General features: G+C 41.4%; 12 protein-coding genes. All 12 read right to left on the bottom strand.

All coding sequences use genetic code 11. The annotated features are described in order from the left end of the window. Entirely contained in the window at positions 1-771 is a 771-nt protein-coding gene (locus AB5217_RS04620; protein ID WP_004299594.1) for an FAD:protein FMN transferase, read from the bottom strand. Positions 772-822: 51 nt separating this feature from the next. Then, complete coding sequence (locus tag AB5217_RS04615; RefSeq protein WP_004299597.1) at positions 823-2,232, bottom strand: putative oxidoreductase C-terminal domain-containing protein; 1,410 nt, start codon at positions 2,230-2,232, stop codon at positions 823-825. A 4-nt stretch (positions 2,233-2,236) separates the two neighbouring features. Next, positions 2,237-3,244: a Gfo/Idh/MocA family protein gene (locus AB5217_RS04610; protein WP_004299599.1), complete on the bottom strand. Its 1,008-nt coding sequence runs from the start codon at positions 3,242-3,244 to the stop codon at positions 2,237-2,239. 6 nt (positions 3,245-3,250) lie between these two features. Further along, a complete protein-coding gene (locus AB5217_RS04605; RefSeq protein ID WP_004299601.1) occupies positions 3,251-4,042 on the bottom strand; it encodes a glucosamine-6-phosphate deaminase in 792 nt (263 codons plus the stop codon). Next, positions 4,023-5,210 carry an N-acetylglucosamine-6-phosphate deacetylase gene (gene nagA, locus AB5217_RS04600; protein ID WP_004299603.1) on the bottom strand — a complete coding sequence of 396 codons (1,188 nt, stop codon included), beginning with the start codon at positions 5,208-5,210 and terminating at the stop codon, positions 4,023-4,025. Before nagA ends, AB5217_RS04605 begins: the two co-directional genes overlap by 20 nt. Before the next feature lie 17 nt (positions 5,211-5,227). Next, the gene (locus tag AB5217_RS04595) at positions 5,228-6,544 is read right to left on the bottom strand and encodes a sugar MFS transporter (RefSeq protein ID WP_004299605.1); all 1,317 of its coding nucleotides are present in this window, start codon (positions 6,542-6,544) and stop codon (positions 5,228-5,230) included. A 6-nt stretch (positions 6,545-6,550) separates the two neighbouring features. Further along, positions 6,551-8,755 (bottom strand): beta-glucosidase family protein, encoded by a 2,205-nt coding sequence (locus AB5217_RS04590; RefSeq protein WP_032847257.1) that lies wholly within the window; start codon positions 8,753-8,755, stop codon positions 6,551-6,553. Between the two features lie 23 nt (positions 8,756-8,778). After that, complete coding sequence (locus AB5217_RS04585) at positions 8,779-10,347, bottom strand: glycoside hydrolase family 26 protein (RefSeq protein ID WP_070782490.1); 1,569 nt, start codon at positions 10,345-10,347, stop codon at positions 8,779-8,781. Positions 10,348-10,388: 41 nt separating this feature from the next. Further along, entirely contained in the window at positions 10,389-12,086 is a 1,698-nt protein-coding gene (locus AB5217_RS04580) for a DUF5018 domain-containing protein (RefSeq protein ID WP_032847291.1), read from the bottom strand. A gap of 19 nt (positions 12,087-12,105) precedes the next feature. Next, positions 12,106-13,740 carry a RagB/SusD family nutrient uptake outer membrane protein gene (locus AB5217_RS04575; protein WP_149951193.1) on the bottom strand — a complete coding sequence of 545 codons (1,635 nt, stop codon included), beginning with the start codon at positions 13,738-13,740 and terminating at the stop codon, positions 12,106-12,108. A gap of 12 nt (positions 13,741-13,752) precedes the next feature. Continuing rightward, positions 13,753-16,902 carry a SusC/RagA family TonB-linked outer membrane protein gene (locus AB5217_RS04570; protein ID WP_032847262.1) on the bottom strand — a complete coding sequence of 1,050 codons (3,150 nt, stop codon included), beginning with the start codon at positions 16,900-16,902 and terminating at the stop codon, positions 13,753-13,755. Between the two features lie 168 nt (positions 16,903-17,070). Beyond that, entirely contained in the window at positions 17,071-18,258 is a 1,188-nt protein-coding gene (locus AB5217_RS04565; RefSeq protein ID WP_032847263.1) for an alpha/beta hydrolase family protein, read from the bottom strand. Between the last annotated feature and the right edge of the window lie 81 nt (positions 18,259-18,339).

The raw sequence follows: 18,339 nt of genomic DNA, 5'->3' as shown, positions 1-18,339 counted from the left end.
TCATAAATTGTATAGGGTTGCTTGTATATTATTGAACTTTTCTGAAATCTTTTTTTGTTCCTGTTCATTGGCAATCATCCAGACCGTACTAAGAACTTCGGCTTCCAACGGGTCGGGGGACAGGATAGAACTTGCTTTTCGTTGTTCATTAAATATGCCTGTAAGCGGATTCATAATGTGTCCGGTATATTGTAACGTATTGCCGGAAGTGGATAATGCTGTATCCTGCAGATCGAATTCTTTTAGAAGAGACTGATTGTACGGGTTCAGAAAACTGACTTTCCAACAATCTCCATAAGGATGATGTCCTATACCCAGGATCGAACTGTTTCCAAAATTAGCAAATGCATCACTAATATTCTCCTGTTCAATGAATCTTCTTATTTTCTTCAAAGCATATCCTTTGGCAAAACCTCCAAAATCAAGTGAAATATCAGGAGATGTAAAGGAGATACATGAATGTTCATGAAGTTGTATTCTGGAGAAGTCTTTTAATGTAATGTCGAATAAGTGCGAAGTGCTCTCGTAATAGTATGAGCAAAGCTGTAAGATTGATTCCATCTCTTTGCTGATTTGAATCTTGCTTTGAGAAGTATGACTATTAATCTTGGAAACTTCACTATGAGGATCAAAACGATTTAATATTTTATCCAATCGCTCCAGCTCATAGGTGATATCTGCCCAAAGTGTATTCAATCGGTCGATATCGGAATGAATGAGCAGGATATCGAATCGGGTCCCCATGATATGAGGAATGAAGCCATGAAACATGGCTTCATTTTTATAATATTTGCATCTTGTTTCTAACACCTATTGTTTTGTTTATTTATTTCCTATCTTTGCCATTTCTACAGCAGTAGTAGTAATGTAATATTTAGCTAGTGTATTTTCATTTTCCCATTCCGGCATATCCTTATTGTCTACATAATGTAGGAAAGCCTTTGCCACTTTGCTGAAATGTTCTTCGTGTCCTAACCGTTTTTCCTGTGGTATGTCAATCAGATAAGTTCCATTCTTTTTGTTTTTGACAGATAAGAACGGATAAGTTATTTGAAGCTGTTCCACTGTTTTTTGTAATTGAGCTTCAAATGTCCGATTGTCAATGTCCGGTTCTTTCTGTATATATAGCTCTTTTACAAATCCATTTTTTTCATCCTGAACGATTTTTAAAGTGGCTTTACTTCCTTTCTTTATGGAAGTAAATGTATCTCCTCCGTTAGTGGGTGGAGTATAATTCCATGTGACTTTCATTCCTATACAAATCCCTTTAACGGTATAGTTGAGGCTTCCGTTTGCCATCACTTCCAATACATCGTTTTTTATGTATCGATTAAGATAAGTGGGAAAAGAATCGATTTGTGTCGATTGACTGAACTCTGTTAATGTAATTGGAGTTGGCCAGTGTTTGGCGGTATTCACAGTGACATCTGATTGATAATGAATCGTTTCATCAGGAAAACATTGCCAGTTGATGAGGTCGATCAGATGTGTTGTAACATCTGCAATGCCTTCTCCTTGTTGCTCTACATCATAATACCATGCCGGGCGAGTTAATGGTTTGCCAGAAACAGTCTTGAAAAAATGATGTACGCTTTCCATTATGACAGATGGATTGTCCGGTGAACCTTTTTGTAAATCTCCGAATAATTCCGTCTGATGCAAAAGCTCTTTTTCTATGATATTGAGAATATCATATCGTTCCGTCATCAGATCGTATAAAAGAAGATTCTTTTCTTTGGCGAGTTGATAGGCTTCTGTCAATAACTTGAAATCCTGTGGATTGATAGCCAGTGGCTTATCGGCAAGGACATGATATCCGGCTTTGATAGACTCCATGATATAGCGCGTCTTTTTTTGATTGTTTCCAGCCAATACTACTACATTACCTTTATGATCGGCAAGCATTTTCTGGAGATAATCATCTCCGGTATATACTTGTTTTTTCCATGTCGTAGGAGATTCCGCCCGCTGGTTATAGGAATCAATGCTTTCCTGATATTGATTGACGCCTGTTCCTTCGGGGGCATATATCCGGATGGTGTCACTGACATCTGTCAATGTCTCTTTTTGAAGCAGGCTGGCATGGAAATGTCCGGGATCGAGTACTACTATTTCCAATTGGGGTAGATCATTTGTCTCCATCCTATTCGCAGCTTGCTTTTTCGAGAAAGAACAAGAAACGACTATAAATAAAATTGCTATAATGGCAGTCCCTTTATATATAGATTTCATTCTCTTACTTTTTATAGGTTTTGATTAGTTTTCGTGCATCTTTCAAACCTTTTTGATAAGCTTCTTCCAATGTGACAATTCTTCCATTCTCTGCTTTACTCATATTGGATGCTTTCATAAAAGTGAATATTTCGATTGTCTCTTCTTTGGATATAGGTGAAATTCCTGTTTGAAAGTATTTAAGAATCTGCTCAAGAAGCGCTTTATAACCTTGGTAACCTCCTGCGGCTACTGCTCCTTTTGAAGTATAGGCAGTTCCACCATAAATTTGCGGTCCTTTTATAATCGCTCTGAAAGTTCCGATTCTACCATCTTTCCATCGTCCTACTACTACATCCCCTCTATCTGAAGACATCCGGTTGACTGATTCGCATCCTGTCCCCATAATTGTGTATAATGTTTCTACTCCATGAATACCATAGAAACCGAAATCCGGATGCGTTGGTTCCACTTTGTGAGGAGAATAACAATCGGCTCCAAGGATTTTGCCAAATTCTCCATTTCTTAATTTCTGGTTTTGAGGAGTAAATCTAAGAGCAGAAGAGGAGAAAACAGGTGCATTGTATTTTTCTGCCATTTCATAAATAGCGATTGCATCTCCTAAAGTAGCTCCGATAGGTTTGTCAATATAGCATATCTTACCTGATTTGAATACCTCGACGGCTTGTTCCAAATGTAGTCTGCCATCATTGGTTTCCAAAAGGACACAGTCTACTTTTTCCAGTAAATCTGCTATTGATGAGGTGATTTCCACGCCATTTGCTTTGACCTTTTCAATGTATCCGGGGATTCGTTCGTAACTGGATTGAATAGTCTTTGAACCGTACGGATACGCTGCTACTACCCTAAAACCTTTGGAAAAGGTCTCATCCGAACCACTATTAATCAATTCGGTGAAAGCGGTGGAATGGGATGTGTCCAGACCAATAATTCCGATCCGCATAACTTTTTGTGCGTGTATACTGAAGCTGATAGCCAGTAGTATAAGAAGAAGTGAGATTCTGTTTTTCATAATCCTTTATAAATTAATTCTTTCTGCACTTTCCGGATCCAAATATAACGAAGAATTTTCTTTTCTTCGCAATATGCTGGCCGGACATTTTTCTGAAACTTCACCATAAACAGTCTGATAGACTGCTTGAGCTTTATTTTTGAACGGGACGATGCAAAACATCCATTCAGCTTTTAGCAAAGCCGGTATCGTGAGTGTTAAAGCTTCTTTGGGTACTAAGTCTAGTGTCATGAAGCATTTTTCATTGACTTGCTGTTGGCGACATATTGGATCCAGCTCAACTACTTTCACAAGTTTGGGATCATTAAAGTCTGCTACATCCGGATCATTGAAAGCAATATGCCCATTTTCTCCAATTCCCAGACAAACGATGTCAACCGGGTGCTTAGTCAGCAAGTCTGCATATCGCTGACATTCCTCTTCAAGGTTTTCCGCCAGGCCATTCAGATAGTTGACTTTCTTGAAAGGAACTTTGTCAAAGATACGAATTCTAAGGAAATGTCCAAAACTTTGTGGGGCTTCCGGATGTATACCGATGTATTCATCCATATGAAAAGCGTTTATTCTGGTCCAGTCGATGCGTTTGTCATGAATCAGATGACTCAAAAACTCATTTTGTGAGGGGGCAGCGGCGAAAATCATATTTATTTCCGGTTTGCTTTCCAATAAGCGACAAATTTGGTCGCCGACTTCTTTTGCGGCTGCACTGCCCATCTCTTGAATGGACGGGAAAATTCGAACTGTTAATTGTTCCTGCTGAAAAACTTTGGTCTTCGTTTCATTTAGTATAGATAACATGGCCTTTTAATATTGTATTATTTATATTTATTTGATTATCAAAAATGACTATGTCGGCATCCTTACCGATTTCTAAAGAACCTTTTTCTTTGTCAATATGAAGAATACGGGCGGGCGTCAGGCTCATCATACGGACGGCGTCAATGAGAGGAACACCGGCTAAATATATCATGGTTCGAACCAGTCGGTCGGTTGTTGCAACACTACCGGCAAAAGCTTTCCGATCCGGCATTTTGGCCACTCCGTCTTCGATAATGACTTTCTGACCGTTGTTGAGGCTACCTAATATCGATTCACCGTCCGGCATACCCGCTCCTCTCATGGCATCAGTGCAGAGGGCTGTTTTATCAACTCCTTTGAACTTGTATACGAATTGGAGCAGGGGTTTCGGAAGATGTATGCCATCGGCAATAATCTCCACTGTCATATCTTCAATCAAGTAGGTGGCTTCTACTACTCCGGCATAGCGGAAAGCATTTTTGCGGGTCACTGATGACATGGCCGAATAAAGGTGGGTCACATGTGTATAACCTGCTGTAAAGGCTTTCTCAACTTCTTCATAAATCGCGTCGGTATGAGCGATGGAGGGGAGAATATGATGTTGTTGCAGAGTTTGCCCTAGTGCTAGAGCACCCTCCAACTCAGGAGCTACGCTCCAACGGATAATATCTTTTGAGGCTTCCAGAATGGCATTATATTCTTCTGCTTGAGGCTTTTTCAGGAAGTTCGGGTCTTGCGCACCACATTGTTTCGGTGAAAAGTAAGGTCCTTCCAAATGTAAACCGATAAACTGCGAACCATTGATATTCATTTCTTTGGCTTTCCGATATACGGTAAACGTCGTCATTAACTCCTCAATAGTGCTGGTGAGTGTGGTGGGAACCATTGCGGTAGTACCATACTTGGCATGTGTCTCGGCCACTCCGAGAAAAGCCTCAACAGTACCATCCATGAAGTCATGTCCTCCTCCTCCGTGGATATGCATGTCGATGAATCCTGGTGAAACATAATTCTGACGGGCGTCTATTACCTTGTCACCGACGAGCGGTTGATAGCTTCCATTGGGAATAATCTGCTCAATTTTTCCATTTTCGCATATCAATGTTTGGCCCATTTCTATGCCTGTTGGCAGGATGAGTTTTCCATTTGTTATGATGAGTCTTTCCATATTATTTCGTTTTTAATTTATTTCCAGGAGTCTATTTTATGACCTTTAACTGCAAAGAAAACCAAATATAAAAAACAGGGAATCAATACCCAATAACCGAAACGCAGACTATACATATCTGCCAGATGACCATATATCAGAGGCAGAATGGCATTGCCACATAATCCCATGATAAGAAGAGAGGAACCGGTTTTGGTGAATTTCCCTAGTCCATGAATGGAAAGTGGCCAGATACCTGCGTAGATTAAAGCATTCGGGAAACCCAATGCGTTCAGAAAGAAAATGGAGGCATTGGCATGATGACCGAACAGAGTTACTTCAAAATCTGCAAATACAACTCCGAATGAAAGGAGTAATCCGATGATGGTACAACCTATAAGTGCATTTTTTTGTGAAACATATTTGGGTATTAACAGGATCCCCAGCAGATAACCAATCATAGTACAGGCCAATGTATATGAGGGAAATGTTTTAGCTTCGAGCAGGTCCATACCCATCGAATTGGCATAATTAATGATTGTATCAATTGCGATAACTTGTGTTCCTACATGAAGAAATATAGCCACTGCTCCCAAGATAAGGTAAGGAAAGTCGAAAATACTTTTTCTGGTGTGATGGTGGCTACCTGTATCTTCCGTGCTGTTTTCTTCGTCTGTGTTGATTTCAGGCAGAATGGAGTAACGGATACCGATACCGGTAAACAGTAAAATAACGCCTAGAACAGCATAAGGCACAATGACGCGTTGTATTAATTCGTCAAGCATAGCGTTCTTTGTGACTATGTCTAAAGTCCCCGATTCTATAGTGGCAAAAAGCTCCTTGTCGGTAACATTTAATATCAATGCAGCAAATATGAGTGGTGAGACGATACCTGCGAATTTATTGCATATTCCCATAATACTGATTCGTCTGGCGGCACTATCAATAGGACCGATAATAGTGACATAAGGATTAGCAGCAGTTTGCAATATGGCTAATCCGGTACCGATGGAAAACAGACCGGCCAGGAATATCTCGAACTGACGGGCTAATGCTGCCGGAACAAATAAGAAAGCTCCTAAGGCGGTAAGCATAAAACCATACATAATACCTCGCTTGAATCCCACTTTCTTGAGAAGTACTCCCGAGGGGATAGCCATTACAAAGTAGGCGATATAAAATGCAAAGGCGACAAAATAGGATTCGAAATGTGTCAGTTCACAGGATATGCGGAAGTATGGAATCAGTATGGCATTGACCCACGACACAAATCCGAAGATAAAGAACATCCCTGCCAGAATTGCAATTGATATGTAGTATGTCTTTTTGCTGCTTATAAGGTTATTGTTTCCCATGTGTTTTTATTTTTTCAGTTCGAAATCTTTCTGTAATTTGATGTCCCGTGACGATGCGCCTATTAATACAGTAAACATACCCGGTTCGTCTTTCCAGCGTTTGCTTTCGGTATCGTAGTATTGTAAGGCGCGGCGCGGTAACTTGATAGTGACTTGTTTGGATTCACCCGGTTTTAAGCCAACCTTAGTGAACCCTTTTAATTCTTTAAACGGGCGTTCTACAGAACATTTGTTTTGATGCAAATATAACTGTGCAATTTCCTGGCCATATCGTTTTCCTGTGTTAGTAACGGTGAATGATACGGCAAACTCTGTGTCTGAGTCTTTCCATACAGGTTTCATCTTTATGTTTGAATAAGTAAAAGTGGTATAGGATAATCCATAACCGAATTCAAATAGGGGGACTACACGGTAAGTATCGAAGTAGCGGTAGCCGACCATAAGCCCTTCCTTGAAACGGACGGTGTCGTTTATACCCGGATATTCTCCAAATACGTGATCAGGCATATCTTCCAGACGCTTACACCAGGTAGTAGTCAGTTTTCCCGAAGGATTGACTTCTCCAAACAATGTACGTGCTAGTGCATTTCCTCCTTCCATCCCTAGAAAACTGCCGTGCAGTAATGCCGTAGCATCATTATACCATTCTCCTATCTCGACGGGGCCACCGGAGATTAGTACCACTACAGTGTTGGGATTAACCTCCAGGATACCTTTTAATAATCTGTCCTGTTGGTAGGGAAGCTTTAAATTCGGCTTGTCATACCCTTCACAGTCAGAACCATGTTCGTGGGAGGTTCCACCTATATAGATTACCAATTCTGCTTGGGCAGCTGTATTGATTGCTTTCTTATATAGCTCTTCATCGGATTTATCAAATTCGTTCGTGAACCAATAGCCAACCTTATACGCCTTTTTACTCAATTGATAACCGGGTGCATATTCGATCCGGGCCTTTCCATCTAAAAGATTTTGTAGCCCTTCCAAAGGAGTAACTTCATATTTAGCTTTAAGTTTTGTACTGCCACCTCCTGCTGCAAATACTTCGGTCGCATTTGCGCCAATCACTGCGACATTCTTGTATTGTGCAGGGTCTAGTGGTAGCATATCTTTGGAATTCTTCAATAATACCAATGATTCCTCCGCTATTTCTCTGGCAGCCTTAGTATGGGCAGGTATTGCAAGTTTGGCTGCCATGCCTGTGGTGTCATAAGGAGCTTGTCCTATTAAATCAAGTCGAATCATCAATTTCAGAATATTACGTACTTTTTTGTTGACAGCTTCTTCCGGAATCTCTCCATTACGTACTTTCTTCAATAAAGGATCGGCTAAATAATATTTATTGAAAGCATATTTCCCATTTTCTTTGATGCTTGTTCCCATTTCGACATCCATACCACACAGAGCTGTTCGCTCTGTGTTATGGACTGCATTCCAGTCTGATACGACTAATCCGTCAAATCCTAGTTCATCACGAAGTAAAGTATCAAGAAGATAAGGACTTTCCGTACACCACAACCCTCGAACCTTGTTATATGCCGCCATGGCTGCCATGGCTCCACCTCGTTGTATGGCAGCTTCAAAAGCCGGAAGATAAATTTCGTGTAAGGTGCGTTCGTCTACTTCTACACTCACTTTGTACTGGTTGTATGCCTGGCTATTCAGAGCAAAATGCTTCACACAAGAGGCTACTCCCTGTGACTGTACTCCTTGTATATATGGAACAGCCAGTTCACCGGAGAAGAAAGGATCCTCGCTGAAATATTCCCAATTACGTCCATTGAGTAAGGAACGGTGAATGTTGACTCCCGGAGCCAGGCTCACATGCTTACCGCGTGCTTTACATTCAGCTCCAAGAACTTCTCCATATAGCTGTGCCAGATCACGGTTCCAAGTAGATGCTAAGGCGCTTAATGCAGGTAGATAGCTACATGCGTCGTTATCCCATCGGGCGGATTCCCACCCATTGGCTACTCCCTCAAATCTTACTCCGTGAGGTCCGTCGGAGTAGTGCAGGTCGGGGATGCCAAGCCTTGGAACACCGGTACTTGAAAACATCGTGTTACTGTGCAACATTCCAATTTTCTCTTCCAAAGTCATTTGTGATAATAAACTTTCTATCTGTTTATCAGTACTTGCTACTTTATTACCAGTCAGACAGGAGGAGAATATAATCAGAATCAGCCAGCTATATGGAGTCAGTCTTTTCATACTAGAATACTTGTTGTCTTTGATTATTTTGAATTATTCTTTCTTGTTTCAATTTCACTGTACACAGCATCCGGAATCAGATCAAGCCAGTACGGATCCTGGACGAGTTCCTTGTACAGTTCAAGTGCCAGAGGGTCACTTTGCAGACGGCGGTCACCATTCTCTGCATTTTCGTGATTCTCCCATACGACGGCCTTAACACGTGGCTCTTCATCCTTCAGCTTAAACCATTCTCTTACCCATCTCTGGTGGTCGCATGTACTGGAGTATCCTCCTTCACTAATCATGATAGGCTTGTCTGCCGATACCTGCTTGATTCCTTGCATCAGCGTGAGCGGATATCTTCTTTCTTCCGGATAAGTAGCACTAAGCGATGGTGGATAACAGCTTACTCCCAGCCAATCTACATACATATCTCCTGGATAATAGTTTTTCATTGCGTTTGCTTCCGTACCTGGCATGCTTACACTGTTGGGTGACCATACGAAGACATTGTAGGCAGTGACACCCAACTGTTCTGCAATGTTATACATACGTCTCCAAGCCTTGACATAGTTTGTGGGATCTCCGTAATACGGAGTCCAGCTTCCATTCATTTCGTTGGCTGGTCTGAACCAGATAGGTCCCATGTCACGTACTTTTTGGGCAGCCACTTCGGCGAAGTATGATTTGTGAAAATCGTCGAGTTCGCCATTTGCCATTTGTTGGGTGGGAATGACGGGCAGCCATCCGTAAAGGAAGAATCGGTATTTGCCCTGATAGTCTTTTCCCCAGTATTTCTCACGTACTGTTTGCATTTCGCTGAAATTTCGTCCCGGTTCCATATTTTGATACCATAAGATCATAGATAGTTGCTTTCCCACCAATTTCTCAAATAAGGCAACGGCACACTGGTCAGTACTTCCTTCGCGGTCTTCCGGATCGAATCCGTATAATGGTGGGAATGCTCCATGATAACACCCTTTTTCGGGGACGTACTTCATGTCATTATGAAATTCTCCCATTACCTTGATTTCGTCGATGAGCATCATCGTACTGGTGGAAGCTGAAGATTTGAGAGTCGCTTTCACATATCTGCATGCTACATTACTAAAGTCTGTTTTTCCCCAAGCGTCCGACTTTCCGTTGCTGTCGGAATAGGTAATTGGTGAGGCTGCTTTTTCCCATTGGCTTTTGTCCTTGCTGGTTGATACTTCTATTTGAGCAGGGAACACAATTTGTGATGTCGGATCGGAAATAGCATGTACTGATACTTCTGTGATATTGCGTAATGATCCCAAATCAATTATTACTTCTACAGTTTGTGCATCCCAACCGACTCCTCTGTTTTTAGTCGAGAGGGTACCGGTCTCCTCATCCGTCAGTTTGGTGCCGGATGTCCAGGGATCGAGAGGGGCTTTATCAGCATAGGCACTGTTGGCTACAACATTCATTTTATAGAATTTGCCTGCCGCCACATTAATAATGCTTTGTTCATTTGGATCTTTGGGCTTGTTTGGATCAAAAGTAACTTCCCACGATCTCGTTTCTTCTGCATTGCAAGCGTATATGAGTATTGCAACTGCTATTAACCATAAATTTTTTAATTTCATATTTAGTGGTATATTATAAGGTTGATTACTGGTTGTTTGTATTACATATCAATACAGTCATATTGGTAGCAGGCGATGCCTCCATTAGAGAATACGAGATAAACGTATAGATAATAACCATTTTGGGCAACTTTAAATACGACATCTCCGGTTCCTTCGGTGTTTTGACCGGAATTCTCGAGACCTCCATATATCTTGTCCGGACATACTACTATTTGGTTGTCGAACGAGCCGCTACTAAGATCATACATACGGACAGCATCAGAACCAGTTACGGCATAGTTGAAACTATTTACATGATTGTAAATGACATAAGGTACTTTGTTGAACACAGCATAGTCTACAGCATTGATAATTGTGTTACCCGGAGCACCCGTATTTGCCGCTTTTATGCTGTTGTCTGTTCCTTTAAACCAGTAGAAATAGCGTTTGGCAGAAGTATCTGTGACATGGCTGGCCAAGAAATAGTCACTTTGAGTATCGGTGTCATCAGCATAAATCACATCCGCCCATTTAATCCAGTTTGAAGTCAGTAGAGAGGAACTCATAATGACAAATTCTGGACTTTGTGATTGTAAAGTACCATTTATGACACGCCAGCGGGCGAATTGCACTTTACTATCTTTTTGGAATACCGGAGTTGTGATAAGGGCATTGGCATCCAAATCTCCTTGGATGGAGATCTTCCAGCCGAATCGTACGTTAGTGCCAGTTTTATATTCAATATATTTCTGTGGTTTCTCATTCACTCCATTAGCTTTCCATACAGTGAAAGTACCTCCTGATGGAGTATAGCTGCAGAATAAAATATTATTTCCCCGGTCTGCTGTTGCATGGAAGTTTGAATTATCACCGGCAAATTGACTGATATCCATAGAACCTGCTATTTCTCCGGTTTGGCTATTCAAGTAAATGGCACGATCATTGGCACGCTCGTTGATGACAACATATTTGTCGACTACTGCAAGTCCGGTCACTTTACCCGGTAGCAGAATACCGCTTATTTCAGATAGTCTTTTAGACCATAGTAGCTTACCGCTTCCTTGGCGAATACCTGCAACAGTTTTTTGCGGAATATCTTTTTTTACCGTATATGTTGCTTTATCTATACCATTCTGTGCTGTGACGACTATGGTCTGTTCTTGTTCATAGTCTAGTGCTTCTGTTTCGGGATTGGGACTGCAAGTTGCTCCATGTGAGATATCAATGTTAGCTATCTGCTCCCCTACATTATCTATGGTTACTAATGAAATTGTTTTTTCGTTTTCATTAATGACTCCCAATAGCCCTATGGCAGGAATATCGAATTTGGTGATGCTACATTCGTTGCTCTTACGGATTTCACCTATTACTTTGAATTCGGTACTAGTCCCGGAGGTCTGATCTTTCACTGTGATATAGTTGTCTTGGGTAAGATCCATATAAAGTAATGGTGGAGTTACGCTGACATTATTCGCTAAGCTGGCACTCAATCTTACCCGTTTTAGTGCAGAGGTCGGCAATACATTATCCGACAATTTGGGATAATTGTATGGGAAAATAAATGTGATTGAATGATTGGTATAATCTATCTCACCTTTGAAACTGTTTTCGCTGCTGTCATCGTTCGGAAACGATGCAGTGATGCTGTTGATACCTTCGCGTTGAATGTCAGAACCCAACTCTTCAGGACTGTGACAACTAGTTACTCCCCATAGAAGAACTAATGCCTGGATGATTGATATAATTTTGTTTTTCATTGTTCTAAGAGTTTTATTGTTATTTCCATTCATCATATTGCTCAATCAATGAGTTATTCTTCAATTCTTCAGACGGTACAGGAAGGACATATAATTTCTTTATAAACTTGCGGTCCTGTCCGTCGCAATCAACATATTCGTATGTATTGGTTGCACCAATGATTTTAAAGCCATGTGTGCGATAGTTGTTGTATTCAATATGGGCTAATTCCCAACGACGCATATCCCAGAATAAATGACCTTCATAGGCTAGTTCAACCTTTCTTTCATTTCTGTAATCTTTGAACCAAGCCTCGCCTGTAGAGGATTTACCCGGTAAATTCACTTTTACTCTGGCGCGTACCTCATTCATGGCACTTTGGGCTTCCCCGATCTTATTGAGTCGATAAGCTGCTTCCGCTTTGTTCAATAAAACTTCGGCATAGCGAATTTCAACCCACGGTTGGGCACTTTTCCCATTTTTGACGTCTGTCAGCGTTTCGTCTAACAATTTCCTTAAAAAATAACCGGTTGTGGTTTTGCCGTATGAAGTACCCTGTTCCCGGTAAGGCATAAACACACCATTCTTTCCGTCAAGGCTGCAATCCATCTTTTTCCCTTTCCAGGTACATCCTCTATAGATTATAGTTGCGGCGAAGCGAGGTTCCAGTTGGTCGTATGGAGGAGTCTCATCAGTAATGCCATGCCAGGGTGTCCAGTCTATCTTTTCTCCATTTTTGCTTTCATAACATTCTACCATTTCCTGGGTAGGAGTTCCTGTTGAACCATTGTCATAACCATCACATTGTGGTACATAATACCGGTCGAAAAGATGATTAGGCCCGTTGGCAGCATCATAATCAAACTCCAGAATCGCTTCTTTATTATTCCCTTTCCATGCATCTTCATATTTGTCCGTCAGACCATATAGTTTGAGTGCAATTACATTATTAGCAGCATCATAGGCATCCTGCCAACGTTTGGCATATAACATTGCTCTCGATTTCAGTGCATAGGCTGCTCCTTTGGTGATACGCCCTTTATTTGCCGCATCCCACTCCTTGGGTAAATTATTGGCTGCAAAATCAAGATCATCGGCTATGAATTGCCAGGTTTCTTCAGCACTGCTGCGGGCTTTATTAGTTGATACCGGCAGATCGTCATACAAGATGACACCTCCATGTCTTTTGGCTAACTGGAAATATACAAATGCACGGAAAAAGCGTACTTGAGCTTCCCAAAGCTTATTTCTGTCTGCTGAAAATTCGGAATATTTTCTTTGTAGAGATAGAAATTGGTTTGTTTCTCGGATCTGTTTGTATGCTGTTGAACGTAGCCAGATACTGTATAGACAGTTATCCGGAGAGATAGCATCCGGTGTAAGTACATAAAGATTAGGATGCCCGGCTCTGTGTCCCAGCGTATATGAACCATACTTAAATGCGTCAGTCAGACTTTCTGTAAAACTTCCGTAGAATTGGGCCTCCCCGAATTGACCGTAATCATGCAGGAGGGGATAGAAACTATTCACATATTTGTCAACCTGGGTTTCATCTTGCCAGATGATTTCATCACTAACGGTAGTCGTTTGTTTTACTTCATCCAGCCAGTCGTTGCACGAACTTAAAGTCAGCAACACAAAGAAGAGTGATATATTAATAGATAACTTTTTCATATAGCGTATATTTTAGAATGTGATTTTAGCTCCAAGTGTATAAGTCCTTTGTTGCGGATAATATCCATTGTTTACAGCTGGAGATTCCGGGTCGATGTTGTACTTGGACACAGCGCTGAAAGTCAGAAGGTTGTATCCCTCAATATAGAGGCGAAGAGCTTCCACTCCCAATGGACTCAACCATTTTTTAGGGAAATTGTATCCTATTTGCGCTGTTTTTATTCTCAAATAGTTTCCGTTACGATACCAGAATGTGGAGGCCAGCCCGTTATTCAAACTTCTCGGATTGATTTCCAGACAAGGGAACTCTGCATTTGTATTTTCGGGTGTCCAAGAGTTTGCCACCAGATAGACTGGTGCATTGCCATTCTGATAGAAAGGACGCGTGAAGGCCGTAGCGCTTTGGATTCCGGATGAACCGGTTGCCGTATATACTCCGGTTAATGCAACATCGCTGCCAAGCCCCCATGATGCCAAAATATCAAAATCGAATCCTTTCCAGTTACCAAATAAATTGAAAGAACCTGTGTGGGTCGGTCTTGAACTTTTACCTACATACCCCTGATCTTGATTGACGGTTATAATACCGTCTCCATTTCTATCCATATACTTGATATATCCGGGATAAGCCGGTCGGTCGGGCATGGTAGCGGAGTTGGCTATCTCTTCTTCACTCTGGAACAATCCCTGGGCAATGAATCCCATTTTCGAACCGATTTGCTTTCCGGTCAGTCGTCTGTATTCCGGTGTGTTTTCAGAGTCACCTGCATATTTGAGCCACCTTCCGTATGCGTATGACCAGATTAATTTGGCTCCATAGCTGAAACTTCCGATTCTGTTCTGATGTGTAAAGGTGACGTCAAAACCCTTATAATCTGCTTTATTAACGTTTGCAGTTGAAAAATAATAGCCTCCCATGGAAGGAGTGTGCGAACCGGTTACGGAAGATAATTTGTCATATTCATATTTATAAAAAGCATCCAGTTCCATTCCTAATAATCCATTCCATAAAGTTACATCTACTCCGATATTATAGTTGAGGCATTGCGCCCATGTCAAATTGGGATTTCCCAATACGGACGGATAGATAGCTGTTTGACTGGCTCCGCCTATTACTACAGAATTGGGGGATGTGCTCATCGTATTTCTCCATTGGAAAGGCTGGATACCGCTGGTTGCAGTTTTTCCAATACCTGCTCTTAATTTCAGATTGTCTACCCAAGTAGCATGAAACCATTTTTCATTATTGATTCTCCAGGCAAGAGAGAGACCGGGCAGGGTGACCCAACGTTTGTTCATACCACCAAACAGATAACTACCATCGTGGCGTAGTGAAGCCTCCAAATAATATTTGTCAGCGTAATTGTAGTTCAAACGACCTACAAAACCGGCTACACGTGTCTGGCTGCTGCTACCCGAAGGTATAGCAGGTTGCTCTTTCCCCTCTTTGGTGAATCCTGTGATTTGGTTCAACTCATCCAACTGAATGAAATCTAATCCGGTTCCCGTTACACCGAGATTGTTGCTATTACGTTCCCGTGTTTCGGCCAGTAATAATACTCCGATCGAGTGATCTCCAAATTTGTTATCATACGTGATACTGGTTTGCGTAGTGAACTCTTGGGCGCGTGATGCCGATTCGGATAATATAGGTGTATCTTTCAAAACACTGTAGTCCTTATGGTAGGTGAGTGTGGTAGTGGCTGCATTAGGTAAATCCATAATCATGATTTCATTCGGCTTGGTCAACTGTTTAGTCATCCCATGAACTAAGTCGTACGCTCCCTGGAATTTTAAACTTAATCCTTTAAGCCAAGGTGTGTCGTATTTCAGACTGAAATTAGACTGCATATATGATTGGTTGGACCTGTTATATCCTGAATCGTATATGGATGCGATAGGAGCTACCGGAGAACCGGAAGTCGGGGTTGAAACATCGTATATTTTCCCATTATATTCATAAGTGTCCTGTACATATGGCAAAGCGTAGCATACCTGTTGGGGAATATTCATCCAATCATCCGGATCGGCAGAAAATTTGGGAGCATCCCGTTTTTCTATACGTCCCGAAACACCTAATGACAGACTAAGTCCTTTAGCCAACTGTGCATCGATATTAGAACGAAGATTCATTCGACGGTATTTGAACTTATCTATATTTCCTTTTTCCTCCAGATAACCGATAGATGTGAAGAAACGAATCTTTTCACTTCCTCCTGATGCTGAAATATTATGATGTTGGCGAACACCGGTTCCATATACTTTATCGTACCAATTGGTATTTCCCCATCCGTCGACACCCTCGCGCATTTTGCGCACCATGTCGACAGTAAACACTTCCGTATCACCTTGTAGAAGACGGGCTTTATTGTACCAATAAGCATATCCCGGTCCGTCGAGCCATTCTTGTTCTTCTGCATTCTGGCTGATACCCACAGTACCTGTATAGCTAATGGTGACTTTATCTGTTTGTCCCTTTTTGGTTGTGACAATGAATGCTCCATTTGCGTCCAGACCATAAACGGCTACGGCTGATGCATCCTTTAATACAGACACAGATTCTATTTCATTCGGATCGAGTCCGTTGAAGTCACTTGCGCTTCTTCTGATGCCGTCAATAACATAGATAATACCACTTTGCCCGCGTATGGACAAGGAGGCATTATCCGCACCGGGTTGTCCACTGGCTTGTACGGCGGAAATACCGGCAACACGTGCACCGATGATATTACTGATTCCCATGGTTGGGGCTTTAAGGATTTCTTTATCGGAGACAGTAGATATGGCGGCGGTCAGACTACCGCGCTTTTGAGTTCCATAGCCTACCACTACGATTTCATCCAGCGAGGAAACATCTTCTTTAAGAGTGATATTGATATTCGTCTTATTACCTACTTTGACTTCCTGGCTGACCATTCCGATATAGGAGAATACCAATACGTCATTCTTATGGGCATTAATGCTATATTTTCCGTCAACATTTGTAATGGTACCGACATTCGTTGCACCTTTGACAGCTACAGATACGCCAGGTAATGGTTCATCATTACCATCTTTCACAAACCCTTTTATTACTTCTTGTGCAAGACAATCGAGAGTGCACATTAAAAGAGTAATAAACAACGAGGTTACTAACCTTGGATTCCATCTGATTTTCTTCATTGCATGATAAGTTTTTAAATATTAGATCGTCGATTTGAAATTTTAATTTCTAACAATAGTCTCTTTAGACCGGTTAACTAGTTAATGATACAAAAGTATTCTGTTTCAAAGACATGCGCGGTGGCAAAAACGAAAAACTATCTTCAAAAAACGAAGAATAATGCATTGTTAATCTTCTTTTGGCGTTTTTCTTTTTAAGAACCATTCGAAGAACTTATATATAGTTTCGTTTGATTCGGGAGTAGGATCATGTTTGGGCCTGTTCGTCATTGCCACTCGATGATGATAACCCAAAAGCCGGTTGACTGCGACAGAGTGATTTAATGGAATCCATCTGTCTACATTATCAGAATAACCTCCTGATACGAGAAATGGGCGAGGAGCCAATAAAGAATGGAGTTCATGTAAATCATGCCCCTCTTTACATAGCCTGGCATAGACACTTGTTGAAGAGTTATTGCCGTTGTTGCTCCAGATCTTTTTCCAGGGTGGGGGATAATACCCCAAGTACCAAGGTTCCCAATAATTGATATAATTATCTTTGGTTTCATCAAAGACGATACCCGGATCACTCCAGGCGGTGCAGGCAAACTTTTCATATAAACAAGAAGCAAACATAGCCCATTTAGCACCGTAAGAGTGTCCCATGATACCAATTCGGGTAGAGTCGACACTTTCGACTCTGGCTAATACTTCCCATGCATTGGCTCCCGCATAAGCAAGTACTGAAAGAGGTTGCATAGTGGAGTTGTTAATAGTCGGGTAATAGAGAGAGTAAGTCTTATCTTTGGTGGTCTGTTTAGTTCCTATTGAGAGAGTAACGAATCCTCTTTTGGTTAATTGGTAGGCGAAATCTCTATTAGCTTTTCCTCCCCATCCGATAGCTGTTTCCGGTTCGTAGAATACTGTGATAACGGCAGGATGTTTCCCTTTTTTATTTGGTTCCAGTAAATAGCCGTAAGTCTGTTCCAGAGGAGTCCAATAAAAACGCACTAAATGTTGTTTGAAATCTTCGCGTTCTGTGGTTTTTATAATCTCCAGCTTTTGATTGGTGATGATAGCCGGCCAATGACCGATCAGGTTCAACCATTTGTCTTTTATTTCTTTTCTTCGTTTTAGCCAGTCGTCTGCGTTTTTGACTGTATCTCCATTGTAAAATAAAAGAGGATTGCGGTAAGTTCCAAATTTCTCCTGATACAGTGGTGGTGGGGTAAAGTAGGCGGATAGCTTCTCCCAGTTTCTTTTTGTCTGGTTAATCTCTAATCTTTTGCACCCCATTATTGAGGTGATCCCCCAATAAATAATAATAGGATAGATAATCGTTCTCGTTTTTCCTCTTATGGTATGTCTTTGCATAGTATTAATATCTAAAATGTATTTCGAAAGGTATGAAAACAAAGGTAGGTCATTCTCATGAATGATCTTAATGTCAAAACG

The sequence above is a fragment of the Bacteroides sp. MSSM.1001136sp1_RTP21357st2_D2_RTP21359_211015 genome, from assembly GCF_040913205.1.
GTDB lineage: Bacteria > Bacteroidota > Bacteroidia > Bacteroidales > Bacteroidaceae > Bacteroides > Bacteroides ovatus.
This window is presented reverse-complemented; position numbering and strand designations above follow the sequence as displayed.